The following is an 18769-nucleotide window of genomic DNA, read 5'->3' as shown; positions in this document are numbered from 1 at the left end:
ATCAGTGTAACGAGATTTTTTCATGCAGAACCTCCTGCGTTTAGATTACGAGAAAATTCTACTTTTGGCTGCTGTTATTTTTCGGGGGGATTACCGTGACACCTCGATGTGACCTTGCTAGAGAGAAAAACCCCACTTTCCAACTAGTGAATCTTAAGTCAGTTAAGGAAGAATGGTTGGAGCTTCATGAGATAAAGTCTAATGAAACAGCCGGCAAAAAAACCAAAGATAGTGCCGAAAAGAGCATAAGAAAATTAGTAAATCATGGGGATCGATCACCTAAGCTGCACTTCATCCCCCAAATTAAGCTCAGTGCTGATGAGGTATTAGGGCCCTTTCATGCTCAGTTCAACTTTATGAATTGCATGGAAGCTAATGCTGAAATCAGAAGATCACTCACCGATCAAAGAGTAGCAACTTTATCTAATGAGTTTGTTCCATCTTTGGTTGAACGTCTGGGTGCTTATTTCAGCCGTATTGGCACTCCTGATTACTCTCACCCAGAGTAACTTTACTTAATTAGCCCCATTACAACCATACCAATCTGCTGTGCCAAATACGGCGGCACAGCATTTCCAACCTGCACGTACTGCTGCGTTCTATTGCCTTCAAATAGGTAATTATCTGGAAATGTCTGTAAACGTGCAGCTTCTCTGACGGTTAAACTACGACATTGCTTTGGGTCATAGTGAATAAAGTAGTGTCCATCCTTTGAGATATGACTTGTTACGGTTGTGGCACTTTTATTAGCCGCTTGGGTTCTAAAGCGATCCGCATGGCTACCTGATTTCCAATTTTCGTGTTTAGGCGCTAACTCTTCTGGAAAGTCTCGCGATTTTGGTGATATACCACCACTCAGTTCTGTATAAGCTGCACTGTATGCATACCGCAGTAGATCACTTTCCATATGACCACGAGTCTCATGATTAAGCACACAGATCGGTGCGTTATTTCGATACCATTCGGCAAGTTTTTTTGGCACTTTTTTAAGCGGCTCGATAGGCTGATCTGCAGATCGAGGTAAGTTTTTGAATGGCTTTAAATCTAAACAACTTACCTCATTAAACTGGTTTTTAAGTAAGGCTTTTATCTGCTTTGAGTTTTTTGAAACAGTCTTTTCCCAATCTTTTGGATCATCTGTCCGCTTCGAGAAGCCACTTCGCAGCTTCGGCAGGTCGTCAATTGCTTGCCTGACAGAAACTTGTTCGTCAGAACGATGTAGCGTACTAGGCACATTTTTAATGTCCTCCCGTACACCAAGTAAAATGACCCTATGGCGGGCCTGTGGCACACCATACTCTTCCGCTTTGATCAAAAAGTCTTTTGAGTCATGATAAACAGGATTATTAGGGTCGTCAGCACTCACGACTAAAGAGTGGACTCTGTATTTGGCGCTCTCGATTTTTGTCGCTTGCCCAGGGTCTTGTAAGTCTTCAAGAATACTAGGGAACATGACAGTACCATCGATTTTAGCAGAAAGAATCCCTCTGACATTCTCCATTACAAAAACATCAGGCTGCGCGATGGAAAGTACTTTTAGATACTCTTTATATAAAAAATTTCGATGATCGTCTTCAGCCTTGTAGCCTTTTATACCCGCATTACGAGACCGTCCAGCCAGAGAGTAAGCTTGGCATGGTGGACCACCAATAACGACTTTAGGGCCATTACCATGAAGCTTCACAAGCTCCGTAATACGTTCATGAATGATTTCGTTATCATCACCAAGCGCTCTAGGACTATAGAGAGTTTCCATAGTCGCTTCTTTGGCTTGCTCTGGATATAGATCAAAAAGCTGCTGCTGAGTTAACGTACCCTGTAGGTATTCGTTATAACCGACTAGTCCACCTGTTAGACCTTTTATCTTTCGATAAAAAGCCCGAGTCGTAAGCGTTTTATGTGCTGAAGCTTCTTTTTCAACAGAAATACCTATCTTAAAAAATGGATTTCCATTTTCATCTTGTACCGATGAAAAGCCTTCCCCGAGTCCACCAGGGCCTGCAAAAAGGTCAATAACTAGCGCTTGTTTGGTTTTCATGTGCTATACAGCTTCTTATCACAAATCGCATAATCATACCCCTAATCAATAACAAGACAAAATTAGCTGAGTTCCATGTACTGGGTCTTAGTATGTCGAGCGTATCGACACAGAAAAAGCTCATGTTGAAACAACAGAGAAAAATCGACATGACCTGTTCAGATCTATGCTCACTTTATTTCGAGAGATTGGCAATTTATTAGTTTACAACTTGAAGATTAAAGTGAAACTATAGTTTCACAATGAATACTATCGAATCAAAAACAAAACGCACTGCTGTCATATTCCCTATACAAACGAAGATGTTAAACATCTTGGGCGAAAACTTAACATTGCCAATGAAGAGGCGCGGCATTACTCAAGAGATGACACATAGCAGTACAGGAATTCTAAGCCAACACTGCGAAAAATATCAAAAGGCGACCCTTCCATTTCTCTTGGTCACTACGTTAATGTTTTGGCAGCTCTCGGCTTGTTAGACGACCTAACCAAGATCGCACGTGACGTGATGACGAGCTAGGAAGAAAGCTGTAAGACATCCAATTGCTAAATAAAAAATAAGTGCGTCACATTCGTATAGCGGTATTCTATAACAAATTAACAAAGCGTACCCAACAAGCTTGTATCGGCAAAGAAGAAAGAGAGCTATTGAGGGCTGTTTTAGACTAGCTCAGAATGAAACCAGATTTTTATACGCATAAAAGTGCAGGATGAGAATTAATGCTTTAGCAAAGAGTTATTGAAACGATACGTTTTACTTATCAATTCACCGCATTGGATAAATCCACGGACAATTTGATTAAAAGTAGGCATTCTTAACAGAGAGCTTTTGGTTGTAGGTTTAAGGGGTAAGTCATCATTAAATGTCTTTTAAACGATTAAAAGCGTGCTTTGTCTGATCAATCGGTTAAGATGAGTTGATCAATGACTAACCACTTTACTAGTTATGGAAGACGACTAATGATTGGCGCCGCTTTTCGCTCACTCATTTACTTAATGACATTAAGTTTGCTCGGACTGTGCGCTAGCACCGTAAATGCAGCGCCATCGGCGCTGTTAATAGACAACAACTTTGATCAGCTCGAACAGTTTCAAATGAGTTATTTTGTTGATAAAAGCGGCGATATGCCCATTAGTCAGGTACAAAATCAGCGTTTTACAGACTCTTCTAATTCAATCAACTTGGGCGCCGAAGCCAAAACAACTTGGGCCAAAATAGCCCTGAAAAATACCAGCGATACTCCGATCACTCTATATCTTCATAACTCTTATGCTTACTACAACCGCGCTATTGAGCTTAATGAAGTCGTAAATGGCCAAGTCACCCGCACTCGACTTCTGGATATGGACATTAAAGACACTCAAGAATCGATGTATCAAGGCACGGCTGTGTTTGATATAACGCTAGCGCCCCAACAGGTTACGACACTTTATCTAAAAAACCTTGCTTATATTTATCAGGTATTTAGCCTCGAGCTCTACAGCCAAGATGCCTCAAAAAGAGTCCTGATCAACCAAAATAATGACATTACTTTAATCGTTGGCATGATCTTGGCTCTGATTATTTATAATTTTTTCCTGTTTTTATCATCACGCTTAAAAGAACACCTTTTTTACGCTTGTTATTTGGTTTCCGGGGGCTTTTGGATCGCCCTTTCATATGGTTTATTTGCCAGCTTTTTTGATGTCTTTGGCTCTATCACACTGAAATGGAATATTGCCCTCGGCACCATGCCGATCTGCTTATTGATTTTCATGATCAATATTTTTGAAACGAGAACCAAATACCCAACCGAACACAAGGCTTTGCTGACAGTTATTGCCATATTGGCAACCAACTCCATTTATGGCCTGTTTGATATTATCAAAGCGCTGGAATACGCCAGTACACTGGCTTTTATTGTTCTGTCGATCAGCCTATGCGTCACTATTTCAATGTTTGTGCGTAAGCACCCACTTGCCCTTTTATTCTTAATTGGCCATAGCTTATTCATCACTTTTAGTGTTCTAGCCGTACTCTTTTATCAGGGTAGAATCGGCTTTAGCTACATCAGTAGCCATGGTGTGGGCATTGGTATTTTACTAGAATCACTTGTTCTCTCGCTGATCATCGCGAATCGTATTCGTGCCCTAGAAACGCTCAAAGCTAGCCAAGCAGAGTTGCAGCTACTCGCCTCGACAGACCCCTTAACAAAGCTGTTAAATCGACGCTCTTTTGCTTTAGAGGCCAATCAATTGTTGCGCCAAGACAAGCAGATAAGACACCCTCTTTCGTTGGCCATTCTCGATATCGATTTCTTTAAGAATATTAATGACACCTATGGCCATGGTTTAGGCGACCGGGTGATCGTACGCGTAGCGGATGTACTCAGACAACAATGCCGCCATCAAGATATAGTGGCCCGCTATGGCGGTGAGGAGTTCGTTATTCTGATGCCCAACACCAGCATAGAAAAAGCCCATGTTTTGGCCGAACGAATCCGTAAAGTGCTAGAAAATGCCACGATTCATGTTGATCAGCAGCAGTTAGTCAATTTTACTCTGAGCGTTGGTATTGCCGAAGTCGACCCCACTACTGCAGACTTACAAGCCGCAATAGAACAAGCCGATAAAGCCTTATATAAAGCCAAAAACAACGGCCGAAATCAGTCTCAATTATTCGTCGGATAAGAGCTCAAGCAAACCATTCTCATGGTGCAGACAGAGCTTGTTTAAATGCGTCAAACAACCACTCATAAGCGGGGCCCCGTCGCGCCCCTTTCTTCGAGACCAAATCCACAGGTACTGACCAAGGCTTGTGGTCAAACACCACGTCTATTTTGCAAAGTTCACCTTGCTCAATGAGAGGCTGTGCCAAAGAAGTGGGCAAATACGCCCAGCCAATTTTTTGCCTCACCAATTCTAGCGCCGCGTAATTGCTGGAGCACCACCACACATTTGGCGTCATGCTGATCAATGCTTGAGACTCTTTTTTACGCGTTCCTCGCACCGTAATCTGCCGATGCGGCACAAGGTCCGATTCCGAGCTCACCCTTTGCCCTGCCAAAGAGAACCCCCTATGACAAACGGCAATAACATCGACCCCACCCACATAGCAAAAATCCACTTGTTTGTGGGCTTCAATTTCGGCAAACATCACACCAATATCAATATGGCCCGTCGCTACCGCGCTCACCATATCAGGAGATGCCAAAGACACCAGTTCAATTTGAACATAGGGGAAAGTGAGCGCAAATTGTGGCAATACACTAGAGATATAAGGGCTTAATAGCGCGTCGTCTACGGCAATCGTCAAGCCGCTTTCTTCGTTTCTTAGGATCGACTCTGCGATTTGCTCAAACTCATGAGACTGAGCTAACAGAGATTTTGCGCTGCGCAGTAAACGCTCCCCTTCTGCCGTTAATTTAGGGCTGCGGGAGCTTCTATCAAAAAGCGCTACGCCTAAATCCAATTCCAAACTATTAATCCCATGACTGACCGCCGACTGCACTTTTCCAAGCCGCCTAGCGCACGCAGAAAATGACCCAAGCTCAGCCGACAGAACCAACATATTGATTTGTTCTAAACTTAACATATGAATAATTTCGATAGTTAATAACTTTTAAACATCTTAATTATTGATACCATCGAACGCAAATACCCTTTTCAATTCGCACTAAAAGGAAATCATCAAATGGGTTGGTTATATTTACTGTTAGCAGGTCTTACCGAAATCGGCTGGCCCATTGGCTTAAAAATAGCCCAATCCGGTAGCACACGAATAATCGGTATCGTCATCGCGGTGTTCTTTATGTTTGTCAGTGGCGCATTACTTTGGCTTGCTCAAAAGGAAATTCCGATGGGGACCGCTTATGCGGTATGGACAGGAATCGGTGCGTCAGGCACTTTTCTAGTCGGCGTGTGGTTTTATGGAGACCCAACCTCTTTGCTGCGCTACTCCGGTGTGATGCTCATTATTCTTGGTGTCATTGTATTAAAATTTGCTCACTAGAATCCCCACCGCTCCAGTCGATATTGACGCGGTGATTTGCCCAATGCTTTTTTAAAAAAGGTGATAAAAGCACTGACAGATTCATAGCCTAGCTCTTCGGAGATGGTTTGTACGGGCGTACCATGAGCTAGCTTTTGCAGCGCTAAAACAATATGTAAATGAGCCCGCCATTGCCCGAAAGTCAGCTGCACATGACGCTTTATCATCCGAGCCAATGTCCTTTCACTCATAGCAAAGTCATTTGCCCAGCCTTTTAATGTGCGTTTTTCATTAGGTTTCGCTAACAAAGCAAAAGCGAGGCGCTTCAATACCGGATGCTCAGGAATCGGGAAAGCAAACTCTTCACGCTCTAACGCCACAAGTTGATCGAGTAAAACAGTCACTAATCTATCTGTTGCAGAACCTGGTTCGTAATCCAACGTTTGCGTTGCTAAATGTATTACTAACTCCCGCAAGAGCGGCGTCACGGTGAGCGTGCAAGCATAATCAGGCATGGTTAATTCAGCTTGTGCAACCAGTAACATACACACATCAGCATTGGCTGATATCTGGTTACTGTGGCTCACCATACTCGGAATCCACACCGCACAACGTGGCGGAACAAGCCACATTTTGTCTTCTATAAAACAGGTGACAACACCCGTTAAAGGCAGCACTAATTGGCCACTTTGATGCTGATGCCATGGGGTTTCTTCAACGTGAGATACAGACTCAGAGCGCGATACAAAGACTCGTGGTGAATATTCCTCAATGAGGTTTAAATCCCTTAACAACCGAGTCGAAGAGCTGTCTGTATTGCGCAATTTATTGTCCAAACATCTAAATTAAGTTAGCCGACTATCGCATATAATAAATGCCCTTACCATATTCAAAATATAGCGATTTTCTATGAACACCTTACGCCGTCTGGCGCAACACGATGCTGCCTATTTATTGCTGTTTATTTTTCTTATTTCGCTAAATCTACGAGGCCCAGTAACAGGCTTACCACCTCTGCTAGACCGCATCAGCCAAGATCTACAGCTCACTAGTTCGCAATCCGGTTTATTAACCAGTTTGCCTCTGCTTATTTTTGCGCTATTCGCACCGGTGGCATCTTGGTTAACCAGACATTTTCAGATCGAACGCATTTTAGCGACTGGCGTAGCTTTGATTGCGCTCGGTATGATAACTCGCTCTTTGGGCTCGCTCGCTGCCTTGTATATTGGCGCCGTGCTAATTGGTGCCGGCATTGCTATTGGTAATGTGTTGCTGCCAAGTTTATTAAAACGTGAATTTCCCCATTATATTGTTCAACTTACGGCGATTTACGTCTTGATGATGAGCATTGGCGGCTTTGTGATGTCGAGCCTTGCGGTGCCGTTGAGTGTGTTTGCTGAAGGGTCGAACTTCACCCTGCCAATGAGTAGCTGGTCATTCGCGTTAGCTTGCCAAGGGTTAATGATTCTTTTGCCATTGGTGGTTTGGTTTACCTGTAAAATAACCCAGCACCACACGCCACAAATCAACAACGCTGACGTATCTCCTAAGTTGTGGCGCTCGATCACTGCGTGGCAAGTTGCTGGGTTTCTCGCGGTGAACTCCTTAATCAATTACATAGTGGTAGCTTGGGTTCCCGCGATTTTAGTGAGCTACGGCTATACGGATACAACAGCAGGTCTGTATCAAGGTTATTTGCAGCTAGCAGGGGCCTTGCCTTCGTTAATCCTTGCACCATTTATTCACCGCCTAGGTAGTCACCGTCGCTTATGCTTATTTGCTACCGGCTTAACTTGGCTCAGCCTGTTGGGCTTTTTATACCTGCCAAGCTGGTCTGGTGTGTGGGCCGTCAGCTTTGGTTTTGGAGTCAGCATGGGGTTTATATTAGGTTTGTCGTTTGTCAGTTTACGAACTAATAGCCCTAAACAGGCCGCGGCTCTTTCTGGCATGGCACAACTCATCGGCTACACACTGGCGGCATTGGGTCCCGTGCTAATTGGTGCATTACATGACTGGCAACACTCTTGGAGTGCCCCACTTTATGTGCTCTTAGGAATCGGGTTTTTATGGATGATACTTGGCTGGATGGCCAGCCCGATACCATCGGATCAAGCTCACTCAGCAACAAGCAGCCGCCGATAAAAACGTAAGAAATAAAGTTTTATAAAGGATCAGAAAAGACTCAGTCGAAAAAAAAAGATGGAGTGTTATACTCCATTTTTTCTTCATATTTTTCCCTTAGGAATTGCCAGTTCATGTATCAAACGAGAATCCGCTCACTGTTCCTCACCTTAACCATCCAGATCCTGTATCTCGTGTTGATATTAATGGCCTCTCGCTACGTCATGCTGGCGGTTTTTTCTGAGCCGAGTCAGCTGGCCACCCACAGTGACGATGTGCAACGCATGTGGCTAACTGGCGTTCGCTATGATTTGCGCGTGGGCGGAATGTTAATGGTGCCTTTTGCGCTACTTGGTTTGTTCATGGCGGCCAGTCGTTTTACTTGGACGGCATTTAGAGTCTGCTTACCTTGGTTATTTGGGTTGATTACCTTTGCCGTTGCCATGGTCGCCATCAGTAACTATTACTATTACCAGACCTATCACAACACCTTTGACGTTTTTGCGTTCGGTCTAGCAGAAGATGACACTGCCAGCGTGTTAGCCAATATGTGGGAAGGCTACCCAGTTATTCGCGGGCTGCTTGCCGCCTTAGTCGCCGCTTTTATTTCTGGGCGTTTTACTCGTTATTTAGTAAAAGATAAAAACCCAAAAAAGTGGAACATCGCGCTTTTTGTACTGTTTGTTTTTGTCATGATTCTTATTTTAGCCATCATCAGCCGCGGCAGTGTGGGTACTTTCCCGTTACGACGAGACAACGCTCAAGTGTCACAATTACTGTTGCTTAACAAGATCACACCTAATGGCTTAATGAGCCTTAATTGGGCCATAAAAGACCATAATGAAGATCTGTCGTTTTCCTCTGTCTCAAAAACAAAAGGCGAGCAATTAGAAAAGCAATTAGGTATCTCCAGCCTAATGGAAAAAACCCCCAATAATCCTTTCCTCGCTGAGCATAAACCTAACGTCGTCATGGTGTTAATGGAAAGTTTTGGCAGTAACATGCTGCAGTTTGATGAAGTAGGTAAGAACGATTTACTCGGTCACCTTCGCCCACACTTTGCCGAAGACTTTGTTTTTAAACGTTTTATTTCTGAAGATAACGGTACTGCACCTTCATTAGCTGCGATGTTCTTCCATAGCCCGTTGCAGAATATCAGCCATAGTTCAGCACAAAACACCAAACTCACAGGCACGCCTTTTGATGTCTACAAAAAAGCGGGCTATAAGGTTATCTTCATTTCTCCAGGCAATATGATGTGGCGTAACTTGGTTAACTATTTACCTGTGCAAGGGGTAGATGCCATTTACGACCAGAATAGCCTGATGAAAATGTACCCTGCAGCAGCCAATGAAATAACCGATTGGGGCGTGCCAGATGACTACGCTTATCGTCTCGCTGAAAAGCTGCTAAAAGAAGCAAAAGAGCCAACTTTTATTAGTATCTTGACCATTACTAACCACCCACCTTATGTCACGCCTGAGCGCTACACGCCGCAACCTATTGCGCTAACGCCAGAAGTGATACGACATGCAGAAGCCCAAGGACAAGAAGAGCTAAACATACAAGAAACCTACCAGTATGCTGCGGATGCTTTTGGGCAGTTTATTAGTTCAGTAGAAAGCTCTGATAAAGCGGATAGCACCTTGATCGCAGCAACCGGCGACCATCAAATGCGCCGCCTAAAAGCCTATTATCCAGAAGAGCAGATGTTGGATCGTGCTGTGCCATTCTACTTACACGTACCGAAGAAAATCCTGGATAACAGCCAATGGCACTATGACCCAAGCCGAGTCGGGTCCCATAAGGACATCTTCCCAACTCTGTACCATTACTCATTATCAGACACCTCTTATCAAGCTATTGCAGGACGAAATATGCTCGCCGTAGAGGATGATAAATCACGAGCATTTGGCTATAACACTAAACTCTGGATTGACGAAAAAGGTGCTTACCCAATGAGCGGTCAGCCTGCATTTTACCCGTGGAAAAATGACGCCAGCCTAGAAGTCATGCCGCAAAGCCAAGCAGTTCCAGCCTTACAACAGGCGAAGCAAAAAGCGTTACCAGAGTTATTACGCTGGCAAATTAACGCCCATATAAAAGGCTTCAAAGACGCTAAATAAGACTACTGACCAAAGGTGTGCTGCACGCCTTTGGTCTGCCTTCAGGCCTTTCTCGATGTGGCACCCGACCTAGCGCATTTGTTAAGGCTTCTTGATAATCTAAATCATACCCTACAGACAATGCCTTATAGACGCTGTCGTTTTGCTTGCATAAAAAAGGCACTCTTAATATCCATATAAAATAGCCCCACTTTGCTGCGTTTAACATAACATAAAAAAAGCGGGGTAAAGCAGACTATGGTATAGTCATATTCCAAATATTCTGACTAATCTCAACGGGTTTAAAGGTTCTATGGATCGACACACGGGCAACTTATTTATCCTCTCAGCGCCTTCTGGTGCAGGTAAATCTTCTTTATATAAAGCATTACTAAAAGCGGATGATAAAGTACGTATTTCTATCTCTCACACCACCAGAGCGCCACGTAAAGGCGAAGAGCATGGCCGTGAATACTACTTTACTGAAGACGAAGATTTTTTAGATATGATTGCCGAAGATGCCTTTTTCGAACATGCTCAAGTGTTTGATAACTATTACGGCACCTCGAAAGCTTCGATTTTCAACATGCTAGAGCAAGGCTTAGACGTTATTTTAGAGATCGATTGGCAAGGTGCGCGCCAAGTGCGTAAGCTCTACCCAGATGCCATTGGCGTCTTTATATTGCCGCCTTCTTTAAAAGCACTTGAAGAACGCTTGCATGGTCGCGGCACTGACAGTGAAGAGGTGATTCAGCGTCGCATGAGTAAGGCTGTTGCTGAGATGTCACACTATGATGAATACGATTTTGTCATCGTAAATGACGACTTTGAGACAGCGTTAACACAAATGCAGTCGATTTTTACTGCAATGCGCTCAAAAAACACCGTAATGAAACAAAAATATGGCAATCTTATCAATGATCTCTTGTCAATATGAGAAGGCGTTAAGTAGAATTGCATTTGGATAAATAGATAACCGTAATACAGAGGTCAAAATGGCTCGAGTTACCGTAGAAGATTGTTTAGAAAACGTTGATAACCGCTTTGAATTAGTCATGGTGGCATCAAAACGTGCACGTCAACTTGCCACTGGTGGTGAAGAAGCGAAAGTGGCACTTGAAGACGACAAAGTAACCGTTGTTGCTTTACGTGAAATTGCAGAAGATTTGATTAACGCCAGTAACGTTGATCTTCAAAAGCAACCTATTCACGAGTTTTAATATTGATGGTGTCGCTCATACCACTGCCGTCGTGCTTTCTATTTGCTGTTGTGAGGTGAGCGATGTATACCATTGAAAATTTAGCTCAGACGTTAGGTCAATATTTACCCCACGAGCAAGTTGCTCAGGTAAAACGCGCTTACTATTACGCAGAACAAGCCCATGATGGCCAATGGCGTAAAAGTGGCGAACCCTATGTTACCCATCCTCTTGCTGCTGCTGAGATCCTTGCCGACTTACGCATGGACAGCGAAGGGTTAACTGCAGCCCTCCTTCATGACGTTATCGAAGACACCGGCATTAGCCGTGAAGCGTTAACTGAGCAGTTTGGAGAAGGCGTTGCCAGTTTGGTGGATGGTGTCAGTAAGCTGACACACCTTGAATTCAATAGCCAGATCGAAAAGCAAGCGCATAACTTCCAAAAAATGGCCATGGCCATGGCGGATGACATTCGCGTCATTCTTGTCAAGTTGGCTGACCGTCTGCACAATATGCGCACGCTGGATTCCATGCCAGCCCATAAAAAGCGTCGTATTGCGCGTGAAACGCTCGATATTTATGCGCCCATTGCAAACCGCTTGGGTATGTATAATGTGCGTGTCGCACTGGAGTCGCTCGCATTTCAAGCTTATTACCCTATGCGAGCCCGCATGCTGCAACGCGCCATTAATAAGAAATATGGCCACCGCAGTAAAGACACAGAAAAACTTGAAGACTTTATCCGCTCTGAATTGGCCGCTGATTACATTGATGCCAATATCAGTGTGAGAGAAAAACATATCTATAGTATTTATCAAAAGATGAGCAAGAAACGCCGCTCTCTTGACGAGATTATGGATGTGTTAGGTGTGCGTATTGTTACTGACCGCCACGACAGCTGTTACCGTATTCTGGGTATTATCCACGCCTTGTTTAAGCCTATTGAAGGCCGTTTTAAAGATTATATTGCAGTACCAAAATCCAACGGGTACCAATCTTTGCATACCACAGTGGTCGGCACGAATGGTCTGCCAATGGAAGTACAAATCCGTACTGAAGAAATGGATTTGGTTGCAAACAATGGTATCGCTGCGCATTGGGCTTACAAGTTTAGTGGCAATGCAGCCGCACCAAACAATCACGATCGTGCAACAAAATGGGTGAAAAGCTTGCTGGAAATTCAGCAAAAAGCCGGTAACCCTATTGAGTTCGTCGATAACGTGAAAAGTGACTTATTCCCTGATGAAGTCTACGTGTTTACCCCTAAAGGCCAGATTATTGAGCTACCATCTGGGGCAACACCGGTCGATTTTGCCTATGGTGTCCACACAGAAATTGGTAACACTTGTATATCTTGTCGCATTAACCGTCGTTTAGCTCCGCTTAGCACACAACTAGAAAGTGGCCAGACGGTTGAGATTATCAGCGCTAAGAACGCCCAACCAAACGTCGCTTGGCTAAGTTTTGCGATTACCGGTAAAGCACGTACAAACATTCGTCATTACCTGAAAGACAAACAACGCGAAAATGCGATATCTATCGGCCATCGTCTGTTAACGCGCTCGTTAAATGCCTTTAAGACAAACATTGAAGAGCTTACCTCCGAGCAAATTAATCAAGTACTTAAACAGCATCAGCTAGCTACTCTGGATGACTTATTAGAATCCATTGGTAAAGGCCGACATGTTGGTTATTTGGTCGCTCGCGAGCTGTTCCCGAATTACGATGAAAACACCTTGGTGACGCCAAAATCCTTTAAGGTAAATGGCTCCGAGGGCATGTTAATTTCTTATGCGAAATGCTGCTCACCAATTCCTGGAGACCCTATTGTGGGTCATGTTCAGGTCGACAAAGGCATCATCATTCACCATTTGAATTGCCCGAATATTCAGGATCATTTATCGAGCCCTGAACGCTTTATTCGCATGGTGTGGGGTAAGGACATTGAAGAAGACCTCAATATTAGCCTGATTGTTAGTTATATTAATGAACGTGGCGCCGTCGCAAAAATCGCCAGTTCTATCAGTGATACAGACTATCAAGTGTCTAACTTGGATATTATTGAGCGAGGCCGCGTAAGCCGTCTACGTTTAAGCATTACTATTTCTAGTCGAGTAGGCTTAGCCGACGTAATGCGCCGCATTAAAGCGGTACGCTGTGTCGAGAAAGTTTCTCGTGAGACCATCGTAGGTCGCTAATACCGTTAGCGTTAACACGGTTTTTAACCCGTCTCAGCCACGCAAGAGGCTGAGGCAAGACAACTCTGAAATGGGATTGAATATCATGGCAAAGCAAGTGATTCACACTGAAAAAGCACCCGCAGCAATCGGCCCTTACTCTCAAGCGGTTCGCGCAGGAAATACTGTTTACCTTTCAGGTCAAATTCCTTTGGTAGCAGAAACAATGGAAGTAATCAGTGAAGACATCGTTGAGCAAACGACTCAGGTTTTCAAAAACCTACAAGCCGTTTGTGAAGCCGCTGGTGGCTCTTTAGAAGACGTTGTGAAATTCAACATCTTCATGACGGACCTAAGCAACTTTGCAACCGTAAACGAAGTCATGACTCAGTTCATCAAACAACCTTACCCAGCGCGCGCTGCGATGGGTGTTCGCGCCTTACCAAAAGGTGTACAGGTTGAGATCGAAGGCATCATGGTGCTGGAAGACTAATTATTCTCTCTCACCATGTTGTTTTCAGCATGCGTGAAGATAATCTAAAAAGAGGCCTTTAGTGCCTCTTTTTTTATGCCGACTGTTCCGCTAGATACGCTTTCACTAATTCTTCATAGCCACTGACATAACTAGGGTAAGCAAAACAAAAGCCCGTTTCTTTCAGCGCTTGATTACTGATCCGCTTACCAGAAATCGGTAGAAAAGCCGCGACATCATCTGGAAGATTCACCGCTACTCCTAGTAAATGCGCAATACAGAGCTTCACTTCCCACATGGAAACCGGTGTATCATCAGTCACATTATAATGCCCCGCTAGCGATTCACCATTAAGCACCTTTTCCGCGAGATGACACAAAGCCCTGACAACATCGTGTCGATGAACACGATTCGTCCAGCTGTTTGCCTGCCAGACCTCCCCGGCGTTAATTTTATCTAGCATGCGGTAGCGCTTGGGACCATAAATACCCGAACAACGTAGCGCGATAGAGGGCAAAGCACGTGCCAGTAACTGCTCAGTTTCCAGGAGAATTTTAGCGGTTTCCTGTGCCCCAATTGGCGGCGTATCTTGATCGATCCATTGCCCTTTATTCTGCCCATAAACACTGGTGCTTGAAACAAAAAGTAGCGGCGTTTGCGCGCTCTGATAGCGCTCTGTAAGGCGTTGTGCCGTATCGAAATAGGCCGCTCGATAACCTGCGGGGCTGCGTTCAGAAGGTGTCATAATGAGCACGATAAGATCCACATCAGGCAGCGCTTCGTCCGCTAACTCGGTGAGATTACCAGTTACACCTCGCACCTTATGGGGAAACACTGTGCCCGACCGACGCACTGCATATACCTGATCCCCTTTCGCCACAAAATACTCGGCGACTCCGGTACCTAAGTCACCGCAGCCTGCTATTAGGACTCGCTTTGAATTCATGACTACCTCTTTAAGCAATAAAAGCGCAAACTAGATTCTCCGATACACTTTATCAAATTTTGTATTATCATAGTTATTAACAATGATTAGGTTGGGGACACAAAATGACATTAACTGAATTAAAGTACGTTGTTATGCTAGCAAAAGAAAAGCACTTTGGGCACGCAGCAGAAAAGTGTCATGTGTCTCAACCCACGCTAAGTGTAGCGGTCAAAAAACTCGAAGAAGAACTTGGCGCGGCCATCTTCGAACGCAGTAAAAGCTCCGTCTATATTACTCCGATCGGGGAGCAAATTGTGACGCAAGCAAAACGGGTTATCGAACAAGCAAATACCATTAAAGAGCTCGCCTCTACCGGCCATAACCAGCTAAAAGGGCCAGTGAAAATCGGGGCTATTTTTACCATTGCTCCGTACCTTTTCCCGATGATGATTCCTAATCTACGGGAAATCACTAACGACATGCCGCTGATCATTGAAGAAGATCTTACCGAAAACCTGCGCCCTAAACTGCGTAACGGTGAATTAGATGCCATTATTATTGCACTGCCTTTTAATGAGCCTGATGTGGTTACACAACCGATTTACGAAGAAGAATTCGTGGTTTTAATGCCTAAGGATCACCCTTGGACAAACCTTTCGCACATCAACACTGAACAGCTATCTACAGATAACCTTCTGCTATTAGGCAAAGGTCACTGTTTTAGTGAACAAGTACTCGAAGCTTGCCCCTTAGTGAAAGAAGAAGAGTTTGGTGAAGGGCGCACGATTGTTAATGGCAGCTCGCTGGAAACCATTCGTTACATGGTCGCTTCTGGCTTAGGCGTCACTGTACTGCCAAAATCAGCGGTGACCAGCATAGATCATTCGCTATTAGAGGTACGTCCATTTGAAGAGCCAGTGCCCAAACGCACCGTTGCTCTTGCATGGCGAGCAAGCTACCCTCGCCCGAATGCAATCGATGCGGTTAGCCAAGCAATTCGCGGCGCTAGTAAAAAACTGGATATCTAAGCGCATTATGATAGATGATCTCGACACACAAGATGTGAGAGAACTCAAAGGCGTTGGCGACGCCATGGCGGAAAAGCTGGCTAAACTGCACCTTCATACGGTGCAGGATTTACTGTTTCATCTGCCCATTCGTTACCAAGACAGAACCCGTGTTATTCCCATAGGGCAGCTGCGCTTTGGCGATGAAGCCGTAATAGAAGGAATACCTATTGGCTGCGAAATAAAAATGGGAAAACGCCGTAGTTTGCTCTGCCGCATCAAAGATTCGAGTGGCACTCTGTGCCTACGGTTTTTTCATTTTTCAGCGGCGCAGAAAAAGCAGCTAGAATCAGGAAAGCGGATCCGTTGTTTTGGTGAAATACGTCGTGGCAGTACCGGCTTTGAAATATATCATCCTGAATACAAACTCATTGGTGATAATGATCCCCATGCAGACAGCGACCAACTGACGCCAATTTACCCACTCACTGATGGGCTTACCCAAACCAAAATTCGCCTGTTATGTGAACAAGCATTAGAACGCCTAACGCCTTATAACCTAAAAGAATGGCTGCCTGATAACCTGCGTCAGTCATTTAGCTTGCCGCCATTAGACGATTCTATTCGATTTCTTCACCATCCAACAGCGGACGCGAACCTAGAGCAATTAAGAACAGGTTCGCATCCGGCGCAATATCGCCTATCTTTTGAGGAGTTGATGGCCCATCAGCTGTCTTTAATTGGTAAGAAGATCAAAGCCAAAGAAGACAAAGCCATTCAAGTCACAGCCTCTGGTCAATTGGCGACAGATTTACTAGAACAGCTTCCATTTTCGCCAACCAATGCCCAACAGCGGGTTTTTCAAGAGCTGTTAAGCGACCTAAAATCTGGACATCCCATGCTGCGCCTTGTTCAAGGTGACGTGGGTTCTGGCAAAACCTTGGTGGCCGCATTGGCCGCGGCAGCCGTTGTCAATGCCGGTTATCAAGTCGCCATTATGGCACCGACTGAGATCTTAGCCGAACAACATCTCGCGAATTTCACTCAATGGTTCAAACCTCTGGGACTGAATGTGGCGTGGATGGCAGGCAAGCTAAAAGGCAAAGCCCGTGAAGCTGAACTAGAAAGCATCGCATCTGGTTCGGCACATATTGTCGTCGGCACTCACGCTCTTTTCCAAGAAAACGTACACTTTGATCGACTGGCCTTGGCGATCATTGACGAACAGCATCGCTTTGGTGTCCATCAACGGATGGCATTGCGAGAAAAAGGGTTAAAACAAGGCTTCCAACCTCACCAGCTGATCATGACGGCAACACCGATTCCACGCACTTTAGCTATGTCTGCCTATGCAGATCTGGACTGTTCGATAATCGATGAGCTGCCTCCAGGAAGGACGCCAGTCAATACCATTGTAGTATCCGATCAGCGGCGTAATGAGGTCATCGAACGGGTAAAAATCGCCTGCCAAGAAGGCAAGCAAGTCTATTGGGTATGTACTCTGATCGAAGAGTCTGAAGCGTTACAATGCCAAGCGGCGGAAGACACTGCGCTGTTATTGGCAGAACAACTCAGTGGGCTATCTATTGGCTTGGTTCATGGACGCCTTAAAGCGGCGGAAAAAGCCGAGATCATGGCTCGCTTTAAAGCCAATGAGATACAGTTATTGGTCGCAACGACCGTTATTGAAGTCGGAGTAGATGTACCTAATGCGAGTTTAATGATTATTGAAAACCCCGAACGTTTAGGACTCGCTCAGCTACACCAACTACGTGGTCGAGTGGGTCGCGGCCAAACCGCAAGCCACTGCGTACTTCTGTATAAAGCCCCTTTAGGGCAACAAGGAAAAGAGCGCTTATCGACCATGCGAGAAACCAGCGATGGCTTCAAAATCGCTGAAAAAGACTTAGAACTAAGAGGACCAGGAGAGCTTTTAGGCACCCGGCAAACTGGCTTATGGGAATTTAAAGTCGCGGATTTACAAAGGGATAAAGCCCTACTCGATGATGTGCAAAAAGCCGCCGCTCAGTTGCATCAGCAATACCCTGAAAGGGTCTCTCCCTTGCTAACCCGATGGCTACCGAATCACAGCCAATATTTAAATGTCTAACTCTCTCTATCGTCTAAAAAAAGAAGGCGCTGAGATTATTCAGCCCCTTCTTCTTTATTGACCCATCAAGTAGCCGATTTATGGGATGCTAACCACAGTGGTGTTTTTCACTTCTTCCATCGCCACATAGGTACGCGACTCTCGCACATGCGGTAAGGTTAGCAATGTTTCACCAAGCAACAGCCGATAAGTATCCATGTTCGACACTCGCGCTTTTAATAAGTATTCAAAGTCGCCGGCAATCAAATGACATTCAAGAATTTCAGGAATCTCTGTGACGGCATTCTTAAATTCGTTAAAGCCCTCTGGAGAGGTTGTCTTCAAACGAATTTCCACAAATACAAGTAATCCAGCATCGACCTTTTTAGGGTCAACTAATGCACAATAGCCTGTGATATAGCCGTTACGTTCTAGACGTCGCACCCGCTCTAAACACGGGGTTGCACTCAAGCCTACACGACTGGCTAATTCAACGTTCGACAAACGACCATTAACTTGCAGTTCACGTAGAATCTTTTTATCTAAACGATCGAGCGGTTTAGTTGAGCTTTCCATTCGACATGGATCTCCTTAATCACACTAAAGTATTGTTAATACTATCATGTAGATAACAAAGTATGGGAAGCGCTTTCGAGAATATAT

General features: G+C 44.7%; 16 protein-coding genes. 11 read left to right on the top strand and 5 right to left on the bottom strand.

Features of this window, described 5'->3' with window-relative positions; all coding sequences use genetic code 11:
* Window positions 1-95: 95 nt before the first annotated feature.
* Complete coding sequence (locus tag DFP81_RS09935; protein WP_181903071.1) at window positions 96-509, top strand: hypothetical protein; 414 nt, start codon at window positions 96-98, stop codon at window positions 507-509.
* A gap of 2 nt (window positions 510-511) precedes the next feature.
* On the opposite strand, the gene DFP81_RS09930 is transcribed toward DFP81_RS09935, so the two are convergent.
* Window positions 512-2038, bottom strand: coding sequence for a DNA cytosine methyltransferase (locus DFP81_RS09930; RefSeq protein ID WP_115897613.1), 1527 nt, complete (start codon window positions 2036-2038; stop codon window positions 512-514).
* Window positions 2039-2962: 924 nt separating this feature from the next.
* Here DFP81_RS09930 and DFP81_RS09920 point away from each other — a divergent pair.
* Window positions 2963-4708, top strand: coding sequence for a sensor domain-containing diguanylate cyclase (locus DFP81_RS09920; protein ID WP_220342907.1), 1746 nt, complete (start codon window positions 2963-2965; stop codon window positions 4706-4708).
* Between the two features lie 19 nt (window positions 4709-4727).
* Here DFP81_RS09920 and DFP81_RS09915 read toward each other — a convergent pair whose 3' ends face one another.
* Window positions 4728-5612 carry a LysR family transcriptional regulator gene (locus DFP81_RS09915; protein ID WP_115897611.1) on the bottom strand — a complete coding sequence of 295 codons (885 nt, stop codon included), beginning with the start codon at window positions 5610-5612 and terminating at the stop codon, window positions 4728-4730.
* 99 nt (window positions 5613-5711) lie between these two features.
* Here DFP81_RS09915 and DFP81_RS09910 point away from each other — a divergent pair, with 99 nt between their 5' ends.
* On the top strand, window positions 5712-6029 hold the full coding sequence (locus DFP81_RS09910; protein WP_115897610.1) for a DMT family transporter: 318 nt from the start codon (window positions 5712-5714) through the stop codon (window positions 6027-6029).
* Here the strand turns inward: DFP81_RS09910 and DFP81_RS09905 are convergent.
* Entirely contained in the window at window positions 6026-6832 is an 807-nt protein-coding gene (locus DFP81_RS09905; RefSeq protein WP_245959133.1) for an AraC family transcriptional regulator, read from the bottom strand. The two genes, DFP81_RS09910 and DFP81_RS09905, sit on opposite strands and share 4 nt — an antisense overlap.
* 85 nt (window positions 6833-6917) lie before the next feature.
* Here DFP81_RS09905 and DFP81_RS09900 point away from each other — a divergent pair, with 85 nt between their 5' ends.
* The 6 genes from DFP81_RS09900 to DFP81_RS09875 all read left to right on the top strand — a co-directional run bounded on the left by DFP81_RS09900 (window position 6918) and on the right by DFP81_RS09875 (window position 14103).
* The gene (locus DFP81_RS09900; protein WP_115897608.1) at window positions 6918-8150 is read left to right on the top strand and encodes an MFS transporter; all 1233 of its coding nucleotides are present in this window, start codon (window positions 6918-6920) and stop codon (window positions 8148-8150) included.
* 113 nt (window positions 8151-8263) lie between these two features.
* Entirely contained in the window at window positions 8264-10255 is a 1992-nt protein-coding gene (locus DFP81_RS09895) for an LTA synthase family protein (RefSeq protein WP_115897607.1), read from the top strand.
* Between the two features lie 292 nt (window positions 10256-10547).
* Window positions 10548-11171 carry a guanylate kinase gene (gene gmk, locus DFP81_RS09890; RefSeq protein ID WP_115897606.1) on the top strand — a complete coding sequence of 208 codons (624 nt, stop codon included), beginning with the start codon at window positions 10548-10550 and terminating at the stop codon, window positions 11169-11171.
* A gap of 58 nt (window positions 11172-11229) precedes the next feature.
* Window positions 11230-11454: a DNA-directed RNA polymerase subunit omega gene (gene rpoZ / locus DFP81_RS09885; RefSeq protein ID WP_115897605.1), complete on the top strand. Its 225-nt coding sequence runs from the start codon at window positions 11230-11232 to the stop codon at window positions 11452-11454.
* A 62-nt stretch (window positions 11455-11516) separates the two neighbouring features.
* Window positions 11517-13631 carry a RelA/SpoT family protein gene (locus DFP81_RS09880; protein WP_115897604.1) on the top strand — a complete coding sequence of 705 codons (2115 nt, stop codon included), beginning with the start codon at window positions 11517-11519 and terminating at the stop codon, window positions 13629-13631.
* A gap of 85 nt (window positions 13632-13716) precedes the next feature.
* Window positions 13717-14103: a RidA family protein gene (locus DFP81_RS09875; RefSeq protein WP_115897603.1), complete on the top strand. Its 387-nt coding sequence runs from the start codon at window positions 13717-13719 to the stop codon at window positions 14101-14103.
* Window positions 14104-14176: 73 nt separating this feature from the next.
* On the opposite strand, the gene DFP81_RS09870 is transcribed toward DFP81_RS09875, so the two are convergent.
* A complete protein-coding gene (locus DFP81_RS09870) occupies window positions 14177-15028 on the bottom strand; it encodes an NAD-dependent epimerase/dehydratase family protein (protein WP_115897602.1) in 852 nt (283 codons plus the stop codon).
* Between the two features lie 104 nt (window positions 15029-15132).
* Between DFP81_RS09870 and DFP81_RS09865 the strand changes: the two genes are divergently transcribed.
* Complete coding sequence (locus tag DFP81_RS09865) at window positions 15133-16038, top strand: hydrogen peroxide-inducible genes activator (protein WP_115897601.1); 906 nt, start codon at window positions 15133-15135, stop codon at window positions 16036-16038.
* A gap of 7 nt (window positions 16039-16045) precedes the next feature.
* Entirely contained in the window at window positions 16046-18127 is a 2082-nt protein-coding gene (gene recG, locus DFP81_RS09860; protein WP_115897600.1) for an ATP-dependent DNA helicase RecG, read from the top strand.
* Between the two features lie 78 nt (window positions 18128-18205).
* Here recG and DFP81_RS09855 read toward each other — a convergent pair whose 3' ends face one another.
* On the bottom strand, window positions 18206-18682 hold the full coding sequence (locus DFP81_RS09855) for a winged helix-turn-helix transcriptional regulator (protein WP_115897599.1): 477 nt from the start codon (window positions 18680-18682) through the stop codon (window positions 18206-18208).
* Between the last annotated feature and the right edge of the window lie 87 nt (window positions 18683-18769).

The organism is Marinomonas pollencensis, from assembly GCF_003387375.1.
In the GTDB taxonomy this organism is placed as follows: domain Bacteria; phylum Pseudomonadota; class Gammaproteobacteria; order Pseudomonadales; family Marinomonadaceae; genus Marinomonas; species Marinomonas pollencensis.
The sequence above is the reverse complement of the archived record's forward strand: the minus strand, read 5'-3'. Positions and strand labels throughout refer to the sequence as shown.